The sequence below is a fragment of the Ruminococcus sp. Marseille-P328 genome (assembly GCF_964249465.1).
GTDB lineage: Bacteria > Bacillota > Clostridia > Lachnospirales > Lachnospiraceae > Blautia_A > Blautia_A faecis.
In genome coordinates this window covers 1-20944 of record NZ_CAXUBQ010000008.1, presented here as the reverse complement: position 1 = coordinate 20944, position 20944 = coordinate 1, and the positions used below count along the sequence as shown (strand labels likewise).

The 20944-nt window shown below is 45.1% G+C and carries 20 protein-coding genes, 1 rRNA gene and 1 pseudogene; 1 reads left to right on the top strand and 21 read right to left on the bottom strand.

The window, feature by feature from the left end; translation table 11 throughout:
• Positions 1-122 precede the first annotated feature (122 nt).
• The 15 genes from ACESTK_RS07370 to ACESTK_RS07300 all read right to left on the bottom strand — a co-directional run bounded on the left by ACESTK_RS07370 (position 123) and on the right by ACESTK_RS07300 (position 16108).
• Positions 123-833: an NTP transferase domain-containing protein gene (locus ACESTK_RS07370; RefSeq protein ID WP_195699709.1), complete on the bottom strand. Its 711-nt coding sequence runs from the start codon at positions 831-833 to the stop codon at positions 123-125.
• Entirely contained in the window at positions 830-1555 is a 726-nt protein-coding gene (gene yqeC / locus ACESTK_RS07365) for a selenium cofactor biosynthesis protein YqeC (protein WP_173716598.1), read from the bottom strand. Before yqeC ends, ACESTK_RS07370 begins: the two co-directional genes overlap by 4 nt.
• A 148-nt stretch (positions 1556-1703) precedes the next feature.
• Positions 1704-2525, bottom strand: a complete 822-nt coding sequence (gene yqeB, locus ACESTK_RS07360; protein ID WP_373119337.1) for a selenium-dependent molybdenum cofactor biosynthesis protein YqeB — start codon at positions 2523-2525, stop codon at positions 1704-1706.
• 343 nt (positions 2526-2868) lie between these two features.
• On the bottom strand, positions 2869-3360 hold the full coding sequence (gene xdhC, locus ACESTK_RS07355) for a xanthine dehydrogenase subunit XdhC (protein ID WP_148463357.1): 492 nt from the start codon (positions 3358-3360) through the stop codon (positions 2869-2871).
• Positions 3357-4343 carry a xanthine dehydrogenase subunit XdhB gene (gene xdhB / locus ACESTK_RS07350; RefSeq protein ID WP_373119335.1) on the bottom strand — a complete coding sequence of 329 codons (987 nt, stop codon included), beginning with the start codon at positions 4341-4343 and terminating at the stop codon, positions 3357-3359. The genes xdhC and xdhB overlap by 4 nt, the downstream gene beginning before the upstream one ends.
• Positions 4344-4360: 17 nt before the next feature.
• A complete protein-coding gene (gene xdhA, locus ACESTK_RS07345; RefSeq protein WP_373119334.1) occupies positions 4361-6634 on the bottom strand; it encodes a xanthine dehydrogenase subunit XdhA in 2274 nt (757 codons plus the stop codon).
• A gap of 230 nt (positions 6635-6864) precedes the next feature.
• On the bottom strand, positions 6865-7017 hold the full coding sequence (locus ACESTK_RS07340) for a DUF6783 domain-containing protein (protein WP_373119332.1): 153 nt from the start codon (positions 7015-7017) through the stop codon (positions 6865-6867).
• A 10-nt stretch (positions 7018-7027) separates the two neighbouring features.
• Positions 7028-7519, bottom strand: coding sequence for a 4Fe-4S binding protein (locus tag ACESTK_RS07335; RefSeq protein ID WP_373119330.1), 492 nt, complete (start codon positions 7517-7519; stop codon positions 7028-7030).
• A gap of 3 nt (positions 7520-7522) precedes the next feature.
• A complete protein-coding gene (gene xdh / locus ACESTK_RS07330) occupies positions 7523-10105 on the bottom strand; it encodes a selenium-dependent xanthine dehydrogenase (protein WP_173769657.1) in 2583 nt (860 codons plus the stop codon).
• A gap of 219 nt (positions 10106-10324) precedes the next feature.
• Positions 10325-13324 carry a putative selenate reductase subunit YgfK gene (ygfK, locus tag ACESTK_RS07325; RefSeq protein WP_373119328.1) on the bottom strand — a complete coding sequence of 1000 codons (3000 nt, stop codon included), beginning with the start codon at positions 13322-13324 and terminating at the stop codon, positions 10325-10327.
• 2 nt (positions 13325-13326) lie between these two features.
• The gene (ssnA, locus tag ACESTK_RS07320; RefSeq protein WP_148463351.1) at positions 13327-14664 is read right to left on the bottom strand and encodes a putative aminohydrolase SsnA; all 1338 of its coding nucleotides are present in this window, start codon (positions 14662-14664) and stop codon (positions 13327-13329) included.
• A gap of 158 nt (positions 14665-14822) precedes the next feature.
• Positions 14823-14936 carry a DUF6783 domain-containing protein gene (locus tag ACESTK_RS07315; RefSeq protein WP_373119326.1) on the bottom strand — a complete coding sequence of 38 codons (114 nt, stop codon included), beginning with the start codon at positions 14934-14936 and terminating at the stop codon, positions 14823-14825.
• Between the two features lie 108 nt (positions 14937-15044).
• Complete coding sequence (locus ACESTK_RS07310) at positions 15045-15638, bottom strand: histidine phosphatase family protein (protein ID WP_118583352.1); 594 nt, start codon at positions 15636-15638, stop codon at positions 15045-15047.
• Entirely contained in the window at positions 15631-16011 is a 381-nt protein-coding gene (locus tag ACESTK_RS07305; protein WP_195391939.1) for a bifunctional adenosylcobinamide kinase/adenosylcobinamide-phosphate guanylyltransferase, read from the bottom strand. Before ACESTK_RS07305 ends, ACESTK_RS07310 begins: the two co-directional genes overlap by 8 nt.
• Positions 15947-16108, bottom strand: coding sequence for a DUF6783 domain-containing protein (locus tag ACESTK_RS07300; protein ID WP_373119401.1), 162 nt, complete (start codon positions 16106-16108; stop codon positions 15947-15949). The genes ACESTK_RS07305 and ACESTK_RS07300 overlap by 65 nt, the downstream gene beginning before the upstream one ends.
• 9 nt (positions 16109-16117) lie before the next feature.
• Here ACESTK_RS07300 and ACESTK_RS07295 point away from each other — a divergent pair.
• Positions 16118-16164 (top strand): annotated as a pseudogene (locus ACESTK_RS07295) (DUF6783 domain-containing protein); the annotation flags it as partial.
• A gap of 36 nt (positions 16165-16200) precedes the next feature.
• Here ACESTK_RS07295 and cobS read toward each other — a convergent pair.
• The 6 genes from cobS to ACESTK_RS07265 all read right to left on the bottom strand — a co-directional run.
• Entirely contained in the window at positions 16201-16965 is a 765-nt protein-coding gene (gene cobS, locus ACESTK_RS07290) for an adenosylcobinamide-GDP ribazoletransferase (RefSeq protein ID WP_330590186.1), read from the bottom strand.
• A complete protein-coding gene (locus ACESTK_RS07285) occupies positions 16952-17494 on the bottom strand; it encodes a bifunctional adenosylcobinamide kinase/adenosylcobinamide-phosphate guanylyltransferase (RefSeq protein ID WP_118583346.1) in 543 nt (180 codons plus the stop codon). Before ACESTK_RS07285 ends, cobS begins: the two co-directional genes overlap by 14 nt.
• A gap of 1 nt (position 17495) precedes the next feature.
• Positions 17496-18548: a nicotinate-nucleotide--dimethylbenzimidazole phosphoribosyltransferase gene (gene cobT / locus ACESTK_RS07280; RefSeq protein ID WP_373119324.1), complete on the bottom strand. Its 1053-nt coding sequence runs from the start codon at positions 18546-18548 to the stop codon at positions 17496-17498.
• Positions 18545-18961, bottom strand: coding sequence for a GtrA family protein (locus tag ACESTK_RS07275; protein WP_173771960.1), 417 nt, complete (start codon positions 18959-18961; stop codon positions 18545-18547). The genes cobT and ACESTK_RS07275 overlap by 4 nt, the downstream gene beginning before the upstream one ends.
• Positions 18945-19907 carry a glycosyltransferase family 2 protein gene (locus ACESTK_RS07270; protein ID WP_118583340.1) on the bottom strand — a complete coding sequence of 321 codons (963 nt, stop codon included), beginning with the start codon at positions 19905-19907 and terminating at the stop codon, positions 18945-18947. Before ACESTK_RS07270 ends, ACESTK_RS07275 begins: the two co-directional genes overlap by 17 nt.
• A gap of 281 nt (positions 19908-20188) precedes the next feature.
• Positions 20189-20944 (bottom strand): 23S ribosomal RNA (locus ACESTK_RS07265); the annotation flags it as partial.

Sequence of the window (20944 nt, the reverse complement as noted above, 5' to 3'; positions counted from 1 at the left end):
AATCCCACATTTTATATTCAAATATCGTTTTCAACTGCTTCCGTGTATAAAAGATTCCATACTTTTGCTCATTTTTTCTGAAATGTCATATATTAGACAATAGCTTTTAAAGAGAGCGTTCTTTACAATTTAACATCCATATCAGTAAGTTCCTTCACATCATTCACCTTCAAAACAACCGTATCATCTCTATGTGCAGTTATCACAGCTTTACCACCTTTATCTCCGTTAATGGAGAGCAGGGAGTCGTAATATTTTTTTGTAAAAATGCAGGGGTTTCCAAGTTTTCCTTCGCAGGAGACACAGGCGATTCCTTTGCCTGATGTTTTTAGGAGGGTGATGAGCTGGCGAATTGTGGCGATGGTGAGCCAGGGCTGGTCGGAAACGGTGAAAAGGCAGGCATCAACGTCTAAGTTGGCTTTTAAGCCGATTTTCAGGGAGGAGGAGATTCCCTCGTCCGGATGAGGGTTGATGTATACGTTTACACCCATGGATCTTGCGGCCTGCTCTATTTCTTCATACTGAGTGACTACTGTTATTCTTTTATAGCACTCTCTCTGTTTAAATAATTTCCCCTTTATTTCACCAAGAGGTGCAATTACTTTATTACATTCTATATGTTCTTCTTTATAGCCTTCCTCATTCTGCTTTTCCAAATGTTCACCGCTTTCCACTTTTTCAATACACTCTGTTTCTTCAAGCCATTCTGCCACGATCATCAGCTTCTCCAGAATATGCCGGTACATGGGCTTCCCTTCGATCTCATATAAAAGCTTATTGCTTCCAAACCGCCGACTGTTTCCAGCTGCCAGCATGATCAATGCAATCTTCATAATTTTTCTGCCTCTCTTAAACTGCCATATGCAGCTATTGTGCCTTGCTTTGCCAGGTCTTCTACTATATGCTCTGCCGGAGAAGAATCGGGCAATATGTCTGCTTTATTTAAATATACACGGTAAACTTTATGGTCTACATTTTTATACAAACCGTGAACAGAGGTTGCTATTTTTTCTATGTCTTCTGCGGTAACAGGTGCTTCCAGATTTTTTTCAAGAAAAGAGCTGGTGTATTCGGCACGGTGGGCGGTCTCGCAGATGGGTTTGCCAAGACAGTCCAGACCGATCACACTTACTACTACGTCTGCAAAATCAGGAATTGCCGGTTCCCAGTCGGCTGGAACCTTCAAGGGTTTTCGTTTCGCTCCATCTGCTTCGATCAGCATAACATCACAAAATGGAACCAGTTTCTTCAATGCGGCTTCCTCTATGGCACACATTTTTCCAGAGGTTTCTTCAATATCGGCAACTGCTGCAAAGCCGTGTTCCTTTAATATTTCCGGGACGCGCTCAATGCAAGTGCTCTTTACCAGAGGCAGCATGGGATCATATGCCATATGGGTGGTTGTGGAAATAATCACTTTTTTACCCAAAGCCTGTAATTCTTCATTCAGGCGGTAAATCAGACTTGTCTTTCCACCACCACCGACTACAGCGATCACTGGGTATTTCTCTATATCAAGTTTTAATAAGTCCAGAAAATAACCGTATCTTTTCATCCTGACCTCCTTCACGCCAATTATTTTCATGCAATGATTCATTGCCTGACTTCGTAACCATAAAAAACAATTCTATAAAAAGTACATAGGCTTCATAACATTCCCCAAGCGAAAACATGTTAATAAATGCAATGTGACCAAACAGGATCTAGAGCGTGTTTGGCAATACACCCTCACTGAGCAAAATCTCCACCACACTTCCAGCAATACATCTGGCCTTATCCGAAATGGTAAAGCAGTTCTTCTTCTCTTCTTTTCTGGGGTCGATATCGGCGATTTTCATTCCAACAGGAACATTGTAGCCTTCCTTTATAATTCCCCTTAATACGCCTGTTATAGAGGCTTCTACAGGGGTTTCTCCCACGTAGGCGAGAATCTGTCCTTTCTCTACAATATCGGCAATATGGGCCATATTATGGATTCTGCCGGTCCCCGGGGAGTGGATCACACGTTCTTTGCTGACACCGCCTACCATTCCGGGGACACCCGTATTTGGAATTGCCGGACCCTCAGTAATGATTCTGGCAAGATCGTGACCTCGCATGGTTTCCACAACGTAATCCACGTCTTCCCCGGCAAAAAAGCCTGGTCCCAGACCAATGGTAAGAGGTGCCATATTTCTTGAAGTTCCAAGATTTCTCTTTGCAAGAATTGCATCTACCAGAGCAGCTACCTTGCCTTGCGCAGAAAGTTCAATCATACAATCGCCTGCCGGATCGACCATAAGTGGAATTTCCCCTGCTTGCCAGACTTGCTCGCATTCTTCCAGAGAATCTATTCTTCTGCAAAGAATCCCTTCTACTGCTGCTGTCCCATCATACACAGCTTCGCAAAACGCTACCTTTCTGCGGATCGCACTTGGTTTTTCACATTCTAAGATCAGTACACGATAGCTACAGCGATGCAGTCTGTGGATCACGCCGCTTGCCAGGTCTCCGCCGCCGCGGACTATTATACACTTGTCACTCATACTTTTTTCCTGCCCATTTTTAATATTTTAGAAAAGGCGGGGAAGTCCCCGCCCTCTGATATTTTTGTATTATAACAATATTGCTACATGCTAATCGTTTTTTCATTTGATTCAATCAATTTCATAACAATATTGTGTTGCAATTAATATTATAACACTTTTCCCATTTACAGTATAGTATAAAATACATTTTTAATATTGAACCCACAAACAGTAGATTACTGTTCACTCCGTTCACAGCAACATGCTTCGCGCCGCACTTCTCGGGTTTTCTGTGAACTATGTTCACAAAAAACACCTCGCGGAATGTCACCAGTAAACAGTAACAACAGTAGCACTTAAATTATTTACCCTCAGCTGTCATATTCTCCTTATTCACCTTCTCCACTGCATTCACAATATTCTCATACCCTGTACAGCGGCAAAGATTTCCTGCCATATGCTTGCGGATGGCATCTCTCGTAAGCTTCTCGCCCCGCTCAAGAAGCACTGTGGCAGACATAACAAAGCCTGGTGTGCAGAATCCGCACTGGATAGCGCCTTCCTCAATAAAAGCTTCCTGAATCCTGGTAAGTTCGCCGTTTTTCTCAAGACCTTCCAGGGTGCGGATATTCTTTCCCTCAGCCCAGACTGCCAGATAAATACAGGAGTCAATGGTCTCACCGTCAATGATCACAGTACAGGCACCGCATTCACCTACTTCACAGCCTTTCTTCACAGAGGTAAGCCCAAGGCGGTTTCGCAGCATGTCAAGAAGGGATTCTCTCACGTCCACATACTCAGCTACCTCTTTTCCGTTTACGATACACTGTACCAGCCGCATATCCTTTTTCATGACTGCTCACCTCCTGTTACATTCTCCGCATCAGATGAAGGATAAATTTTTCCATTTGAACTCATATTTTCGCCTGAAGTTGTCCGGACATCCGGCACTACAACTCCCGTCACCATTCCCCTGCGAACACTCTCCTTCAGCGCGCGTTTCGCGATTTCTCCGCCAATCTGCAGTCGGAACGCCTTAGAAGCTCGCCAGGAATCTCTGGGATTGATTTCTTCCCTTACCAGCTCTTCCACCTTCTGATACAGCTCTTCGCCAATTTCCATACCCCTCAGCGCCTCTTCCGTCTTCGCACACCGATACGGCACGGGTGCAGCTACACCAAAGGTGATTCTTACATCCTCCAGAACCTTTTTCAGAGGATTGATTCTGCTAACTACACTACAGCTCAGGGTCGCAATATCCATTGCATTTCGCATGGAATACTTAATATAAAATCCATGATATCCCTGATAATCCTTCCCAGGGATCACAATGTGGGTGAGCACATCTCCCTGATGCAGATCCACCTTACCAGGTCCCAGATAAAAATCCCTGATGGGAACCATCCGTCCACCAGTTCCATCTGCGATCCGCAGCATGGCATTCAGCGAAAAAAGTGTAGGTGCACTGTCCGCACTGACCGCACCATTGCAGACATTTCCGCCAATAGTCCCAATATTACGGACTTGGGGTCCGCCAACCTGATCTACTGCTTCCCCCAGAACCGGAATCAGCTTCTGAATGACTGGATCATTCGTCACATGGGAAAAAGTAGTTCCTGCACCAATATAAATATCACCAGACTCCATCAGCCGGACTCCCTTGATTTCCTTAATATCACGAATGCTCACTAAAGATGTACCGGCCATTTTGCCCTCACGGATCTTGATCAGCACATCACTTCCCCCGGAAATCACCCTTGCATCCGGATGCTCCTTCAGAAGAGTTACCGCTTCCTTAATGGTCTCTGCATTATAATAATTTTCAATATCATACATTCCTCATGCCCCCTTTCTCAGATCAGTCCGGCCTTTGTAAAACCGTCTATCAGTCTTTGCGGTGTCAGAGGAATCTCGGAAAAGCCGATGCCAGTTGCATGAAGCACAGCATTCCGGATGGCCGGTGCACTTGGAATTGCAGGAGGCTCGCCAAGGGCTTTATTTCCATATGGTCCCATTGGATCGTTCAGTTCTACAAACTCAGCAGTCAGATCCGGAGTATCCATCATTGTCATCATTTTATAATCCAGTAAAGTCCCATTTAATGGTCTTCCTGTTTTCTCATCAATAAGAAGCTGCTCAGAAACTCCATAACCGATTCCCATGAACATACCGCCATGAACCTGCATTGCTGCAAGCTGCGGATTCAAAAGGGTTCCACTGTCATGAACATTCACAATATCCAGAACCTTGATCTTACCAAGTTTCATATCTACTTCTACTTCCGCAAAACAACAGCCGCTGGCAACTGTATTCTTCTTCACCTGTCTGGAAACCTCTGCTGTAAGGACAGAAGAATTACTCAGACTGTAATAGCTCTCCATGGCCAGATCCTCAAGGGAAATCGCAGGCTTGCCATCTGCCAGAATATAACCATCCTCCAGTTCCAGCCGGTCCACATTACCTGGAACCAGTGTTCTGGCATATTCTAAGATCTTCTGCTTCAGCTGCTGCGCACATTCCTTCACAGCTGTACCTGTGACAAAGGACTGTCTGGAAGCATACGCACCTGTATCAAAAGGCGTCACATCTGTATCCTGCTGGGTTACAATATGTACCCTGGAAATATCCATATGTAAGGTCTCTGCTGCCATCTGGGAAAATACAGTATCCGCGCCCTGTCCAATCTCTGTAGCACCAACCTGCAGCTGTACACTTCCATCCTGATTCAGAGACAGCCTTGCACCTGCAATCTCCAGAGAAATTGGCCATACACCAGTCTTATAGGAAAACAGTGCCATACCAACTCCACGCCGGATATCGCCAGTCTGGTTCTGATATGCTTTCCGTTTCTCATCCCAGTGAATATACTCTGCTCCTTTTTCCAGGCACTCAAAAATACCGTTGGTATTCGCTGCGATTGGCTTCAGATAGGCATCTTCATAATAGCCATGGATCAGATTTTTTCTGCGGAATTCCAGCGGATCCATACCGATTTCATAAGCAATATCATCCATAAAGCTCTCTGTGGCAAAGCAAACCTGAGGAATACCATATCCTCTCATCGCCCCTGCTGTAGGACAGTTGGTATAGACGGTATATGCTTCTCCTCGGATATTTGGACATGCATACTGAAGTCTGCTGGCTGTCAGACCATTGGCTGCTATGGCATGTCCGTGGGATGCATAAGCTCCCTGATTGGAATAGGTAGTCATCTCTTTTGCAAGAAGATGTCCTTCTGCATCTACGCCTGCTTCCATGTCATATTCAATGGAGTGACGGGTTCTGGTATTGGTAAAGGTCTCCTCACGTGTAAGCTCGATCTTCACGGGACGACCGCCCACCTGCATGGTGAGAAATGCATTCAGAGGTTCATAAAGCACCTCCTGCTTGTTGCCAAAACCACCGCCTACATAAGGCTTGATCACACGTACCTGCCCCCAGGGGATTCCAAGTGCCTGGCCAACAATACGGCGTACAATATGTGGAATCTGTGTGGAAGAAACCACCACGACCCTTCCCTTTTCCATATAGGCGTAAGAAATATTATTCTCAATATGGCAGTGCTGGACAATAGGTGTCTTATAGCTTCTTTTCAGCTTCACCGCAACCTTCTCCATTGCGCTGTCCACATCTCCGATCGCAAAGCTGGATCTTGCCAGAATGTTATCCTTCTTGTCAAGATGAATGGGATGCTCCGTTCCACGCATGGAAATCTTCGGGCTCACGACCACCGGATATTCCTCATATTCTACTTTGATCAGCTTCAATGCCCTGGAAGCTGTCACTTCGTCCTCAGCTACTACAGCTGCAATATCATCGCCATAATACCGTACTCGTCCGGTGAGCAGATTACGGTCTGCCACATCCTGATGAGCAAGCTCCACGGACCAGGGATGTCCTGGGGTGGGATAACAATGATTCGGTACGTCCTTAAAGGTAACTACCTTTACTACGCCGTCCAGAGCCTCTGCTTCGCTGGTATCAATGGATTTTACCACGCCATTTCCGATCTTTGCATGATAAACCCTGGCTACCAGACACTTATTCAGAATCAGGTCATCTGTAAATTTCGCACGTCCTGTCACTTTCTCATAAGCGTCTACTCTTGGAACACTCTTTCCAATCATATGCTTCACCTTCTTTATATTTTTTGCAGCGGATGCCTCCAATCCGCCCTTTACCCCCTCATAAAGGAATGGCCGACGCCGTTCAAAAAACAAGTTTACGGTTCTTCTTTGAACTGATCGTCGGCCCCTTATGCTTCTTCTCTTTCCGTCTCAACCTAAAAAATATTGTACAAAATATTCTTTCAATGCAAAATTATTGTATCATATTTCACCGATGTTTTGCAATAATTTTATAAATAATTTAGTTGTTTTATCTGTATAATTTTGAAATTTCTGCAAATTCGAAGCTCTATCAGCCTGGAGCATGTCTGGAAAATCATTCCCGCAATCTTCATTCCCTGCTTTGCGGTATATTTCGCCATGGAATATTGCGTAACTGTCATAATCGCTTCTCTAATTTTTCGCCGTATAAATCCCCCGCAGATCGTAAATCGCATGTCTTGGACACTTCACTGCGCACATTCCACAGCTCAGGCAGACAGACTCTTCTATCACTGCACAGTTATCTGTAACCTGGATTGCCCCGGCCGTACAGGTCTTCTCGCAGATTCCACAGCCGATACAGCTGACTTCACACTGTTTTTTTGCCTCTGCCCCTTTACTCTTATTTGAGCATTTTACTACGATCCAATTGGCACATTCATGGACATGAATGATCTTCTGTGGACATACCTTCCCACATGCCCCGCAGCCGATGCATTTTTCTTCATCTATTTCCGCCACGCCATACTCATTCAGGGAAACGGCGCCAAATTTACATTTCTCCACACAGGCACCACAGCCAATACATCCATCTTTGCATCCATTGTCCCCTGCTGTAGCCCTGCATCCCCCGTTACATGCCACAACAGCTGACCGATACGGAAATTTCTTCTTTACTGCCATCTCTCATCCCTTCCTTTCATATGGTGTTTCGCTAAGAGGAAGGCTGTAACGCCTTACACCATCTCTTCGGAAATAGGCATCTGCTATTGCGGGTGCGGTGGGAATGGATGTAATTTCTCCAATACCAATAGCACCGCAAGCAACCTTAAGGCCTGGCTTGTCGATAACAATGGCATCGATCTTCGGAATTTCATGTGCACGGAAAAGACCTAAAGAACCATACTTGGAAATAGGTTTACAGTTCTCATCAATGGGATATTTTTCCCGCAGGGCAAATCCTATGGACATTACCACACCACCCTCGATCTGCCCCTCACAGGACAAAGGATTTACCGCTTTTCCCACATCATGAGCAGCAACTATCTCTTCAATCTTACCTGTCTTGGAATCCAAAATACAAACCTGGGTAGCATATCCATAAGCAACATGGGATACCGGATTGGGCACATTTGCACCAAGAGGATCGGTCTTCGCAAGATATTCTGCATAATAAACCTTACCGATCATATCTTCTACGCTTAATCCTGCTTTTTTATCCTCCATCAATTTCTCACAGGCTCTTCTGCAGGCCTCACCGGTGATCAATGTCTGTCTGGAACCGGATGTAGTTCCGGAATCTGGTGAAATCCAGGTATTGCTGCGCTCGTAAATGATATCCTCTCTTTTTATATCTGTATTACTCACGATCATCTGGGTCAGTACTGTGCCAAGCCCCTGTCCAATGCAGGAAGCTCCTGAGTAGATGTGAAGCTTCTTATCCTCTTCATAAATCAGTTTCACGCGGCCAGTGTCCGGAATTCCAACACCAACACCTGCATTCTTCATGGCGCAGCCAATGCCAACCGCTTTTCCTGCTGCCAACGCAGCTTCATATTTCGGCTGTACTGCTTCTAAGGTCTCCACAAGACCTGTGGAAGCGTCAACAATCTGACCATTTGGAAGCGTCTCCCAGGGCCGGATCGCATTGCGGTAACGAATTTCCCAGGGAGTGATTCCCACCTTATCTGCCATCATATTCAGAAGTGTCTCTGTAGCAAAACAGGTCTGGGTAACTCCGAATCCGCGAAATGCTCCTGCCGGCGGATTATTGGTATAGTAAGCCGTTCCCTCAATTTCAAAGTTTTCGTAGTGATAAGGACCTGCTGCATGGGTACATGCGCGCTCCAGAACCGGACCGCCAAGAGATGCGAATGCACCTGTATCCGCGGCAACCTTTGCCTTTACTCCCATGATATTTCCATTTTCATCACAGCCCATGGTCATATCCATATAAAAAGGATGGCGCTTAGGATGAACCAGCAGGGATTCTGCTCTTGTAAGCTTCATCTTAACCGGTTTCTTCGTCACATAAGTAAGAAGCGCACTTAAATGCTGCACGGTCATGTCTTCCTTACCACCAAATCCGCCGCCTACCAGCGCATTCTGTACCTTTACTTTGTCTGTACCAAGAACTAAGCTGCATTCGTGCAGCGTCTGGTGTGCTGACTGGTCTGTGGAATATACAAAAACATCTCCGTCTTCATCATAAAAAGACACGGCACATTCCGGTTCCAGAAATGCGTGTTCCGTCCATGGTGTCTCAAAATGATGGGAAATCACATATTTGGAATTTTTTATAGCCTCTGCTGCATTTCCCCGGCTGATATGTTTATATGCACAGATATTGTTCTCTTCCTCATCAAATACCTTTGGTGCATCTGGTTTCGCTGCCTCTTCAATCGTATGAATGTGAGGAAGCACCTCATACTCAACCTGGATCAGCTTCGCTGCCTTATCCGCAGTCTCTTTATCTCTGGCTGCTACAAGTGCAATGGCATCTCCCAGATAATGGGTAAGCCCTCCTATCGGAATCAGGGTATACTGATCATGCTTCAAATGTCCGATTTTATTCTCTCCTGGAATATCTTCCGCCGTAACAACTGCCTCTACCCCAGGAAGTGCCAGTGCCTTGGTCTTATCAATGGAAAGCACCCTTGCACGCGGATATTTACTTCTCAGTGCTGATCCATAAAGCATACCATCCAGGTAAAAATCGTCTGGATATTTTCCGGTACCAAGAACCTTTTCCCCAACATCGATTCTTGCTACACGAGAGCCAATATGCCAGTCGTTGTTAATTTCTTCCGGAAGTGTCCCCTCCTGCATAACTTTAGCCGCGATCCGTACTGCATCTATAATTTTTACATATCCGGTACAACGGCAATAATTGTTACGTAAGGCATATTTGATTTCTTCATCAGTGGGCTCTTTATTCACATCCAGAAGAGCTTTCGTGCACATTACCATGCCAGGAATGCAAAAGCCGCACTGTACAGCACCAGCCTTTCCGTATGCATACGTATATACCTTTTCTTCCCACTCTGTCAGACCTTCTACTGTAATGATATTTCTGCCATCCAGCAGATCTGTATCCGGCACACAGGCCTTACAGGTTCTGCCATCGATAATCACTGTACAGGCTCCACAGGCACCCTCACTACAGCCATCTTTTACAGAAGTCAGATGTAACTCATCACGGAGAAATCTGAGCAGCTTTTGATTTTTTTTCGTCTCTACCCTCTGGCCATTGACTGTAAATACTGCCATGTTGGACTCTCCTTTCTACTCCCCCCATGAAAGTCAGATGCTTTTAACTGCGCTCCTAAACTTTCACAGTGAACTATGAGAAACACATTCTGAAGGTTTCCCAAATTATCGCAGCAGTCACCAAGATCTTATGCATGAACATACTTCGGCTCGCTGCCTGTCAAAATATAGATACTGTCCACAGCCCTTAAAAAGCTGTGGACAGTATTTTCTATTACTTTATTTAGTTATCAGATATCCATAATCATCGATCACTGCACAGATCAGCTTCTTCAAACCGTCATACAGTTTATCTGCCGGATCGTCTGCCTTGCAGTCTGTGATCTGGCCTACAAATCTGACCTTACAGGTCTTATTCTCTTTATCCAGAACAACAAAACCATCGTTCTTACTGTCTGCCATGTCTTTCTCATTTGCAAACAGAGTAAATTTATCCTTGTATGGTGCACTTGCGTATGGGCAGAAGCTCTTACAGTTGCCGCACTCATTACACATATAATCTACGTGAATCACCTGATTCATAGCCATTCCAGGAACCTTGATGGAAATATTGGCACGGTTCGGGCACACATCTACACAGTTCTCACAGACTTTGTTACAGGTAAGACATCTCTCTTCCTCTGTCTTCGCCTCTTTGCTGTGCTTCAGGATACCTTTCTTTTCGAAACAGTCTTTCACATCACCTGTCACAGCTGCATCTCTGGTAATCTCTTTGCCAAGAATATCTTTCACTGCCAGCTGTGCATCCCGGATTCCCTCTACGATGGTTGCTGCGCCTCTGGCGCCGTCTCCGGCAACATAGACACCACTCACGCTGGTTTCAAGAGTTTTATCGTTGACCTTTGCTTTTCCTCTTTCATCTACTACGATCTGGTTGGCAGTGTAGAAATCGGTATCAATCTTTTCTCCAACAGCTACGATCACGGTGTCAGCCGGAACCTCTACCACATCTGCAGTCTCGGTTACACCTGCACGTCCGGAAGCATCCATCTGGCCGAGCTTCATCTTCTTGCAGAGCAGTCTGCCGCCATCAAGACTTACCGGAGAAAGAAGTTCCTTAAACTCAACGCCCTCCTCCAGAACTTCCAGAAGCTCATCCTCTGCAGCTGGCATATAGCGCTTGGTTCTTCTGTATACAAGATAAACATGCTCTACACCTTCTGTGCGTTTCGCAGCTCTTGCAGTGTCCATAGCAGTGTTTCCGCCGCCGATTACAACTACATTTTTGCCAATATTCAGCTTACCATCATTTGCCTTGAAATCACGAAGAAACTTCAGAGCGTTAACGGTCTCACCTTTTTCCAGTTTCAAAGTGCCAGGCTTGCCAGCTCCAATTGCCAGGATCACAGCATCATAGCCCTGTGCTTTCAGATCTGCCACAGAAGTGATTTCTGTATTTGTGCGGATCTCTACACCCATCTTCTGGATGAAAGAAATATCTTTGTCAATAGCAGCGTCTCCAATACGGAATCCAGGTATCACGTAACGGATCACGCCGCCGGCTTTCTCTTCTTTTTCAAAAATGGTAACTGCTGCGCCCTCTCTTGCAAGGAAGTAAGCAGCTGCAATACCTGCAGGACCGCCACCAACTACGGCGACCTTCTTACCGTTTGGCTCGCCAGCCTTGATCTCACCGATCAGCTGCTCATAGCCATGCTCTGCTGCTGTCAGCTTGGTGCCACGGATATTTACGGATTCTTCGTAGAAATTACGGGTACATTTGGTCATACAGTTGTGTGCACATAAGGTACCTGTAATAAATGGCAGGGCATTTTTCTCAAGGATCACTTCAAGTGCTTCTTTATATTTCCCCTCACCAGTCAGTGCTACATACTGTGGAATATCCTGATGGATTGGACATCCTTCAGAACACGGTGCATAGAAGCAGTCCAGAAGAGGAACTTCTTTTGTGCTCTTTCTGTTCGGAACCGGCTTAATGTTCTTCACATGATGCCCATCAGTAATAGCATCTGCTGCCAGCTTCTTCAGTGCATCCACATCGATTTCTTCCCATTTCTTCGGGCAGATTCCTTCCACCTTATCCGCTACCTGGGTAAATCTTTGATAGCCGCCTGTCTTCAAAAGGGTGGTAGCCATGGTTACAGGCCAGATACCGCATCCTACAATTTTGTCAATATTGTAATAATCTGCACCTCCGGAATAGGAAATTCGAAGTTTTCCTGCGAATTCAGCAGAAAGTTTGGCTGCAAGGGAAATGGACAGCGGGAACAAAGCTTTGCCGGACATGTACATTTCTTCACTTGGAAGCTCATTTCGGGTAACATCAACCGGGAAAGTATTGGTAATCTTTACACCAAATTCCAGACCCAGTTCTTCGGATAATTTCATCAGACGTGTAAGCATGGGGACTGCATCCTCATACTGCAAATCGTCTCTGAAATGGAAATCGCCGAATACCATATAATCATATCCCATCTCATCCATGGTCTTTCTTGCAAAATCATAGCCAAGAAGGGTCGGGTTGCACTTTACAAAGGTATTCAGATGTTTCTCTGTAAGCAGATAATTTGCAATGCTCTCAATCTCCTGTGGAGGACATCCATGCAGTGTGGAGATCGTAGCAGAATTACAGACATTGGATGGGATTGCTTCGATGTCTTCTCTGGTAAAGTTCTGGAACTTGTCAGCATTGTCCAAAAGCCATTTTCTGCATTCCTGGAAAATAACAGTGTCCTTTGCTTCCATCATTCCGTCAATAAAGGTATTGACCTTGTCTCCCTTAATTCCTGCAAGATCATATCCTACGGAAATATTAAACTGGAACCCATCCTGTGCACCCAGGCCGAATTCTTTTGCGATCACATGAAGGATAAACCATGCCTTGATGTACTCGCCCATCGCGTCCGGAACAGTCAGCTCAGTTGACCATTCGCAGTTATATCCCTCATCATCTGCAAGAATGCACGGTTTATTCACACATGCTGAAAGCTCTGCGCCATCCATCTTCTGAACTGTCTTCAGCTCAAAAAAACGGGCTCCTGCATAATAAGAAGCGATGATATTCTGTGCCAGCTGGGTATGGGGACCTGCTGCCGGTCCCACTGGTGTCTCCAGGTTTCTGGTAAAAATAGTCATATCATTCTTCGGATCTGCTGTGTATGGGCGATGTACCCCAAATACAGTGTCCTGCCCTTTTTTCTCCTGAAGGACCCAGTCCATCAGCTGCCCGAAAGGCATACATGTCATAATATCGCTCATATTTATTTTCCTCCGTTAATATCGTCAGCCAGTTCCTGTGCAGACTGACGGCAGTCAGCCATAACCTTATCTACGTCACAAACCAGCACTTCCCTGTCTTTCATAAGAACCTTGCCGTTACATACAGTAGTCACAACGTCATGTCCTGTAGTTCCAAACAGAAGATGTCCGTTTACATTGTCTGCTCTCATAGGTGTAAGCGGGTTGTAATCCATTACGATTACATCTGCAGCTGCCCCCTCTTTCAGAACACCAAGTGGTTTCTTAAAGTAACGGTTGGCAATAACTGCATTGTTCTCAAAGAGCATCTTGGGAACCTCACCCCATGCAGCATTTGGATCGCAGAGATGATGCTTGTGAAGGATATTGGCAACCTTCCAGGATTCCAGCATATCGTGGGTGTATCCATCAGTTCCAAGTCCTGTAACGATTCCCTTATGTACCAATTCCATAGTAGGTGGACATCCACAGGCATTTCCCATATTGGATTCCGGATTGTGGACAACCATGGTGTCAGTCTCTTTAATTAAATCCATCTCATGCTCGTTAATATAAATACAATGTCCCAGAAGCGTCTTCGGCCCAAGAATATTCCAATCGTAAAGTCTGTCTACAATTCGTTTGCTGTGCTCCTTCAGGCACTGATGAAGGTCATAGATTCCCTCTGCAACATGAATATGATAGCCAACACCATCTGGCTTCAGTTCGTTACACAATTCCATGGTCTCATCGGAAATAGTGAAAGATGCATGCATACCCATCATAGCAGCGATCATGTCGCTGTCATCTGCAAGTGCGTGTTTGATAAAGTTCACATTCTCCATTACAGATTCTCTGGACTTGTCCATGCCGTCACGGTCGGAAATTTCATAGCAAAGGCAGGTACGGACACCAAGATCCTTAGCTGCTGATTCAATAGCACTGAGGGAACCGGTAATATGTCCAAAGCTTGCGTGATGATCAAATACAGTCGTTACACCATTCCGGATACTGTCGATATAAGTAGCCATCGCAGAAAGTCTGGTCTGCTCCAGGGTAAGATGACGGTCAATAGTCCACCACTGTCCATCCAGAATATCCAGAAAGCCCTTGGGATTATATCCTTTAATACTCAGACCTCTGGCAAAAGAGCTGTAGATATGCTCATGGGTATTGATAAATGCAGGCATGATAACTCCGCCTCTGGCATCTACAAATTCTCCATCCGGATATGCCTTCTTCACCTCATCTGTAGTCCCCACCATAACTATGGTGTTACCATCCATTGCAACTGCACCGTTCTCTATAAATGCCTTGGATGCGTCCCGTGTGATCATTCTTCCATTACCAATAATAAGCATATGGCATCCTCCTTTACTTGTTAAAATTGTTGAATCAAATAGCACAATTCAACATTTTTTAGGATATTTTATACAGATAATGTAACACATTCCCATATAAATTTCAATAGGAAATCTAAAAATATTTTTGGCTTTCTCAAAATTTTTGTTCAAACAAACTAACTGATCACAGCCAAAACACGCTCTAGGGCATGTTTGAAAATGCTTTCTACAAGCTGTACGTCACAATTCGAGGGAGATTTTGCCCGCAGTCTGCATAAACATGAAAACAAGGCAGTCTGTCAATTAAACAAACTGCCTTGTTCTCTCTATTAATGGATTTTTCAAACAAGCTCTAATCCATAGCTGATTTTCCATCTGCATTATTCGTATATGTATCTTTATAACTCCCGGATCACATGCAAGAATTTCCGGCCCTTTTTCCATAATTCAGGATCAATTTCCACCTCATAGCCTTTGCCATTCTGCACATGCCAGTCATAAAAAGAGCGGTCTTCGTCTGCATATTCTTCCATAACATTCATGATCGTACCGCCATGCACCACAAGTGCTGCCAAAGAAATCCCATTACGGAGACAACCATTTACAGCTTTCTGGAAGCCAGTCACATTGCGTCTTTTAAATTCCTCTCTGCTCTCTCCTCCCGGAAATGGCAGTAGTCCACCAGAATCGATCCAGGACTGGTAATGTTCATTTCCGTCCAGTTCCTGATAATTTTTATTTTCAAATTCTCCAAAATCACATTCTGCAAGCTCATCAATAATATTCAGCTTTTTTCCGGGAAAAAGGATTCCTGCTGTCTGGGTACAGCGGATCATAGGACTTGCATAAACTGCCTGTACCTCCGGATAAGCAAGCTGCGCCAGCATATTCCCAGCCTCCGGACAAAGAGGTTCATCCGTTCTTTTTCCTATATATCTTTTTAACTTATTCCCCTGGGTTTCCCCATGACGAATCAGAATAAGTTTAAGCATTTTTGATCACCGTCCCAATTCCACATACTACACGTATTACCTTTTTGCTTTTTGATGCGAGATCCGTACAGACTCTTCCCACTGCCTCCCGGTATTTCCGGTCAAAAACATCCATGGGGACAACGCCGTATCCTACTTCCTGACTTACCAGAATGATATCCGGATTTTTCTCCCATAATTCTTCTGCCAGTCTGGCCACATCTTTGTCTGCTTTTAATTCTTTTTTGATATACTCCTGAAAATCAAGGACGCCCTCTGCATTCATAAGCTCTTCTTTTTCCAGATCGGCTCCCTTTTTCCAGCAGACATCAGGATGATGTTCTTTTGCATATGTGCTCTTTCCCTGAAAAGCACCTCCAATGATCATTTCCATTGTTACAATTTCTCCTTTTTTCCCAGTTCCCGGAGCGTGTCTGTAAAAGACTTTCTGCAAGATGTACGTCACAATTTGTGGGAGATTTTGCCCGGATGAGGGCGCGTAGCGGGCTACGACAACCGAATTCGGGCAAAATATACCGCAAAGTGGGGCGTGCAGATTGCGGGAATGATTTTTCAGACACGTCTAAATAAATACAGAAACAACAGCCAGTACAACAGCCATTCCCACCTCACAAAGGCACAGAAAATATCCTGCCAGGTCACCTGTGATCCCGCCAAAATATTTCATTGCCTTATAATGATAATAAAGGAAAACAAGTACTGCAGTTCCAAATGCCAGAATGCCCATCACAGGCTGGATCCATATCATCACCGCCAGCAGAATTCCAAGATAGACGATCAGCACATTTCGCACGATCATATCTTCTGCTTTTCTGGAAAATTCTGCTACAGTTCCATCTTTACGTGCCTTTGGAAACATCATGACACTGATTCCGGACAAACATCTGGAAACCATAAATCCGAGAGCCATAATCAAAAGTGCCCGCCTGTCCGTCCACAACTGACTGTAAGCTCCATACCATATCAGAAAAAAAGCACAGGCTGTAATAACCGCAAATGCACCGGCATGGGAATCTTTCAGAATTTCAAGACGTCTCTCCCTTTCCTGCCAGGAGCTTAATGCATCCGAAGTATCCAGAAGACCATCTACATGGATTCCACCTGTCACCATTACCGGAACCAGTACAAGAACTGCTGAGACAAAAGACGGATTAAATCCAAATTTTCCGCCTGCCCATCCTACCAGATAAGAAAGCGCTCCAATTACCAGGCCGATAAAAGGAAAAAAACAGAATGTATATTTCATATTCTCCTTGTTCCAGTCTGCCATTGGCATAGGGATTTTTGAATACATGGCAAATGCCACTTTAAAATTATTCCACAGCATTTTCAATGATTTTTCCTCCTTTATGCCAGATTGGAATCCCATATACTACTTCAACCACCTCATCAGCCATTTTTCCAATGTTTTGATTGATTATCCCCAGATATTCCTGATAGCGGATGGTATCGCCCTCATAACTGGCTGCTTCGGAAAAAATCTCATTCGTGACAATCACCAGATGACGTACCTGGCTACTCAACTTTTTTATGCCTTCCAAAACGGCTTCCACAGTTTTTTCACCAGCCCCTTTTTCCTCAAACATCTCATTAGCGGCAAGATTGGACATACATTCCAGAAGAACCACAGCATTTTCCGGGAAATCCAGATTCTTCAATCCGGTATAGCATTCAACTGTCTCGAATCCTTTTCCTGCACGCATTTTCCGATGACGTGCCACACGCTTATGACTTTCCTCGTCATATGGATGCATGGTTGCAATATAGATTCTTTTTGCCGGTCCAAAAGATACTATTTTATCTTCTGCAAAAGCAGATTTTCCGCTTCCGCTTCCTCCGGTCACGACTGTCATCATATTAATTCAGCTCCTCGTACTGGTCCACGTGAATATCATCAAATGTACTTAATGTATTGTAAAGAGTAGCTCCCATATCAAGAAACGGACAAAGGGCAATGGCTCCAGTGCCTTCCCCAAGACACATGTCAGCATGAAGCACAGCTTCTTTTCCAAGCTCATCCAGAACAAGATGTGCTGCCGGTTCTTTTGACACATGACTGGCGATCATATAATCCGCTGTCTCCGGGCAAATTCTGGCTGCTACAAGTGCGGCAACTCCGGAAATAAAACCGTCAATAAGAACCGGAATCTGTAATGCAGCTCCACCAAGATACACACCTGCCATTCCTGCGATATCAAGACCTCCAACTTTTGCAAGCACGTCTATGGAATCTTTTGCATCCGGCTTATTTAAATCAATGGCTTTCTTAATCGCCTGAATCTTGCGGGTAAGCCCATCGCTAGAAAGTCCTGCACCACGGCCAGTCATGGTTTCCACAGGTTGCCCCAGAAGCACAGATGCAACTGCACTGCTGGTTGTGGTATTTCCAATTCCCATCTCACCAGTTGCAAAAAGACGATACCCCTGAGCCTTCAGTTCTTCTGCCATAGCAATTCCTGCTTCAATTCCCTTTATGGCTTCGTCTCTTGTCATAGCCGGACCTTTCGTCATATTGTGGGTTCCATACATAACTTTCAGATCTGTACGTGCTGTAGTATCTCTTACCATTCCCACATCTACTGGCTTTACATCCACTCCACACTGGTGGCACATTACACATGCGGTAGTGGTTTCTTTTACAAAATTATCTGCTACAATTGCAGTGACTTCCTGTCCTGTCTGGGTAACCCCCTCTTCTACCACGCCATTGTCTGCACACATGGCAACAAGAGCCTTTTTTCCAAGATCCACTTTCTCTTCCCCTGTAATTCCAACGATCTGCGTAATCAGATCTTCCATTTTTCCAAGGGAATGGAGAGGCTTGGCGATGCTATCCCATCGTCTTCTGGCTGTTTTCATTTTTTCCTCATTCAGAGGCTTTATCTGTTTAAGTGTTTCTTCTAATGTCATGATTTCCTCCCGCTGGTAAATACCAGGAATTTACTGAATATGTAATTTAATGCCAGAACTACAAACTGGGTGATAAATTTGCCGGCCATATCATTCATGTGTATGATCTCTGCAAAGAACCATACGCCTGCTACTTCGATCACCATTGTTACACCTCTCGCTCCGACAAATTTGCAGAATGGACGGATATGGTCTTTCAAAGTCTCGCATTTGTCCTGAAAAACAAATTTAGAGTTTACCACATAAGCAAAAAGAATTGCCAGAATAATCGAGATCACATTTGCAAGATCTCTTTGAACTCCTGCCTGGCGCAGAAGAAAAAAGCTCACCAAATTCACCAGTGTAGTACATCCTCCAAAAAACACATAACGTACCACATCACTGGCATACAGTTTCTTAATGAGAGCAGTCATGGTTTACCTCCTGATAGACATCCTCTTTTCCACGAAGAATCTGGGAAATGATATAACGTGGACGCCGTTTTACTTCTTCGTATATTTTTGCAATATAATAGCCGATGATTCCAAGACTGAGCATAATAGCGCTTCCAATAAGCAAAAGAACGATAAGGGTAGTTGTATATCCCTCTACCGCTCTGCCGGCAAAAAATTGTACCAGCGAATAAATAATCAAAATCAGGGAGCATCCAAAGCATGCCCCTCCTACGACCGTTACAAATTGCAACGGTGCTGTAGTAAAAGCCACAATATTGGTAAACGCGTATTTTATCAAGGACCAGGTAGACCACTTAGACTGTCCAGCTTCTCTGTCCCGCACCTCAAATTCCACATAAGTGGTCTTAAATCCCACCCAGGATGAGGTCGCACGGAAAAACATATTTCGTTCTGGCATAGAAAGAATACTATTCACTGCTTTCCTGTCCATCATTTTGAAATCCGAAGCATTCTGCATATTCACACCTGTAGCCTTGGACATGATTCCATAGAAAAAGCCAGCGCTCTCTTTGTGAAGCAGACTTTCCGTTCCTCTTGATTTCTTTACGCCTTCGATTACTTCCCATCCCTGCTCCCAGAGATGGTACATGGAAATCAAAGTTTCCGGCGGGTGCTGCAGATCACAATCCATAACTGCCACCACATCTCCTGTAGCCTGGGCCATTCCTGCATATACTGCTGCTTCTTTTCCAAAATTTCTGGAAAAATGAACGCCAAGAACATTTCCATCTTTTTCTCCGGCTTTGGTGATTTCTTCCCAGGTTTTGTCTTTTGAGCCATCGTCAACAACAACTAGTTCGTAGGAAATGCCGGCTTCTGCTAATACTTCATGAAGAACACGACAGGTTTTTCCTACCATCAGTTCTTCGTTATAAGCTGGCAAAACCACTGATAATCTGCTCATTTTTTCATCCTCTTCTCTGCTGACAGCCTTGTATATTTATGTTTAAAACATGACAGCAGATCTTATTCTTTTCGATTTTTCAACGTTCCCATTATATTACAAATCCAGTGGGCAGGCAACCTTAATTAATATTCTTCAGAATTTAATAACAAAAAAACGATAACCAACCGGCTACCGTTTCCGTTCTGTACCTTCAAAACTACATACATGTTACATCCTAATGGAATCATTTTACCTCTGCGTGAGTCCGGCAGCTACTTTATAACCGCCTTTCCCATTTCTTGGTCAAGCCCTCACCCTATTAGTAACAGTCAGCTCCGTGCATTACTGCACTTCCACCCCTGCCCTATCTACCTCGTCGTCTTCAAGGGGGTTTACTTCTTTCGAATGGGACATCTCATCTTGAGGGGGGCTTCACGCTTAGATGCCTTCAGCGTTTATCCCTTCCGGACTTGGCTACCCGGCCGTAGACTTGGCAGTCTAACCGGTACACCAGCGGTCCGTCCATCCCGGTCCTCTCGTACTAAGGACAGCTCCTCTCAGATATCCTACGCCCACGCCGGATAGGGACCGAACTGTCTCACGACGTTCTGAACCCAGCTCGCGTACCGCTTTAATGGGCGAACAGCCCAACCCTTGGGACCTACTACAGCCCCAGGATGCGATGAGCCGACATCGAGGTGCCAAACCACTCCGTCGATGTGAACTCTTGGGAGTGATAAGCCTGTTATCCCCAGGGTAGCTTTTATCCGTTGAGCGATGGCATTCCCACTTAATACCACCGGATCACTAAGCCCTACTTTCGTACCTGCTCCACCCGTCGGTGTCGCAGTCAAGCTCCCTTCTGCCTTTGCACTCTTCGAATGGTTTCCGTCCATTCTGAGGGAACCTTTGGGCGCCTCCGATACCCTTTCGGAGGCGACCGCCCCAGTCAAACTCCCCGTCTGGCATTGTCCCACCGCCGGTTCACGGCGGCTGGTTAGAAGCCCAGTACTGCAAGGGTGGTATCCCAACAGCGGCTCCGCAGCAACTGGCGT

Coding starts and splice junctions, on each gene's coding strand:
- ACESTK_RS07285 (WP_118583346.1), bottom strand. CDS start 17,494: ATGATGACAGTCGTGACCGGAGGAAGCGGAAGCGGAAAATCTGCTTTT.
- xdhB (WP_373119335.1), bottom strand. CDS start 4,343: ATGTATGATATTGAAAATTATTATAATGCAGAGACCATTAAGGAAGCG.
- cobT (WP_373119324.1), bottom strand. CDS start 18,548: ATGACATTAGAAGAAACACTTAAACAGATAAAGCCTCTGAATGAGGAA.
- ACESTK_RS07370 (WP_195699709.1), bottom strand. CDS start 833: ATGAAGATTGCATTGATCATGCTGGCAGCTGGAAACAGTCGGCGGTTT.
- ygfK (WP_373119328.1), bottom strand. CDS start 13,324: ATGAGCGATATTATGACATGTATGCCTTTCGGGCAGCTGATGGACTGG.
- ACESTK_RS07340 (WP_373119332.1), bottom strand. CDS start 7,017: ATGACAGTTACGCAATATTCCATGGCGAAATATACCGCAAAGCAGGGA.
- xdh (WP_173769657.1), bottom strand. CDS start 10,105: ATGGCAGTATTTACAGTCAATGGCCAGAGGGTAGAGACGAAAAAAAAT.
- yqeC (WP_173716598.1), bottom strand. CDS start 1,555: ATGAAAAGATACGGTTATTTTCTGGACTTATTAAAACTTGATATAGAG.
- ACESTK_RS07275 (WP_173771960.1), bottom strand. CDS start 18,961: ATGACTGCTCTCATTAAGAAACTGTATGCCAGTGATGTGGTACGTTAT.
- ACESTK_RS07270 (WP_118583340.1), bottom strand. CDS start 19,907: ATGAGCAGATTATCAGTGGTTTTGCCAGCTTATAACGAAGAACTGATG.
- cobS (WP_330590186.1), bottom strand. CDS start 16,965: ATGCTGTGGAATAATTTTAAAGTGGCATTTGCCATGTATTCAAAAATC.
- ACESTK_RS07310 (WP_118583352.1), bottom strand. CDS start 15,638: ATGCTTAAACTTATTCTGATTCGTCATGGGGAAACCCAGGGGAATAAG.
- ACESTK_RS07305 (WP_195391939.1), bottom strand. CDS start 16,011: ATGGAAATGATCATTGGAGGTGCTTTTCAGGGAAAGAGCACATATGCA.
- xdhC (WP_148463357.1), bottom strand. CDS start 3,360: ATGAAAAAGGATATGCGGCTGGTACAGTGTATCGTAAACGGAAAAGAG.
- ssnA (WP_148463351.1), bottom strand. CDS start 14,664: ATGCTTATTATTGGTAATGGAAGAATGATCACACGGGACGCATCCAAG.
- xdhA (WP_373119334.1), bottom strand. CDS start 6,634: ATGATTGGAAAGAGTGTTCCAAGAGTAGACGCTTATGAGAAAGTGACA.
- ACESTK_RS07335 (WP_373119330.1), bottom strand. CDS start 7,519: ATGGCAGTAAAGAAGAAATTTCCGTATCGGTCAGCTGTTGTGGCATGT.
- yqeB (WP_373119337.1), bottom strand. CDS start 2,525: ATGAGTGACAAGTGTATAATAGTCCGCGGCGGCGGAGACCTGGCAAGC.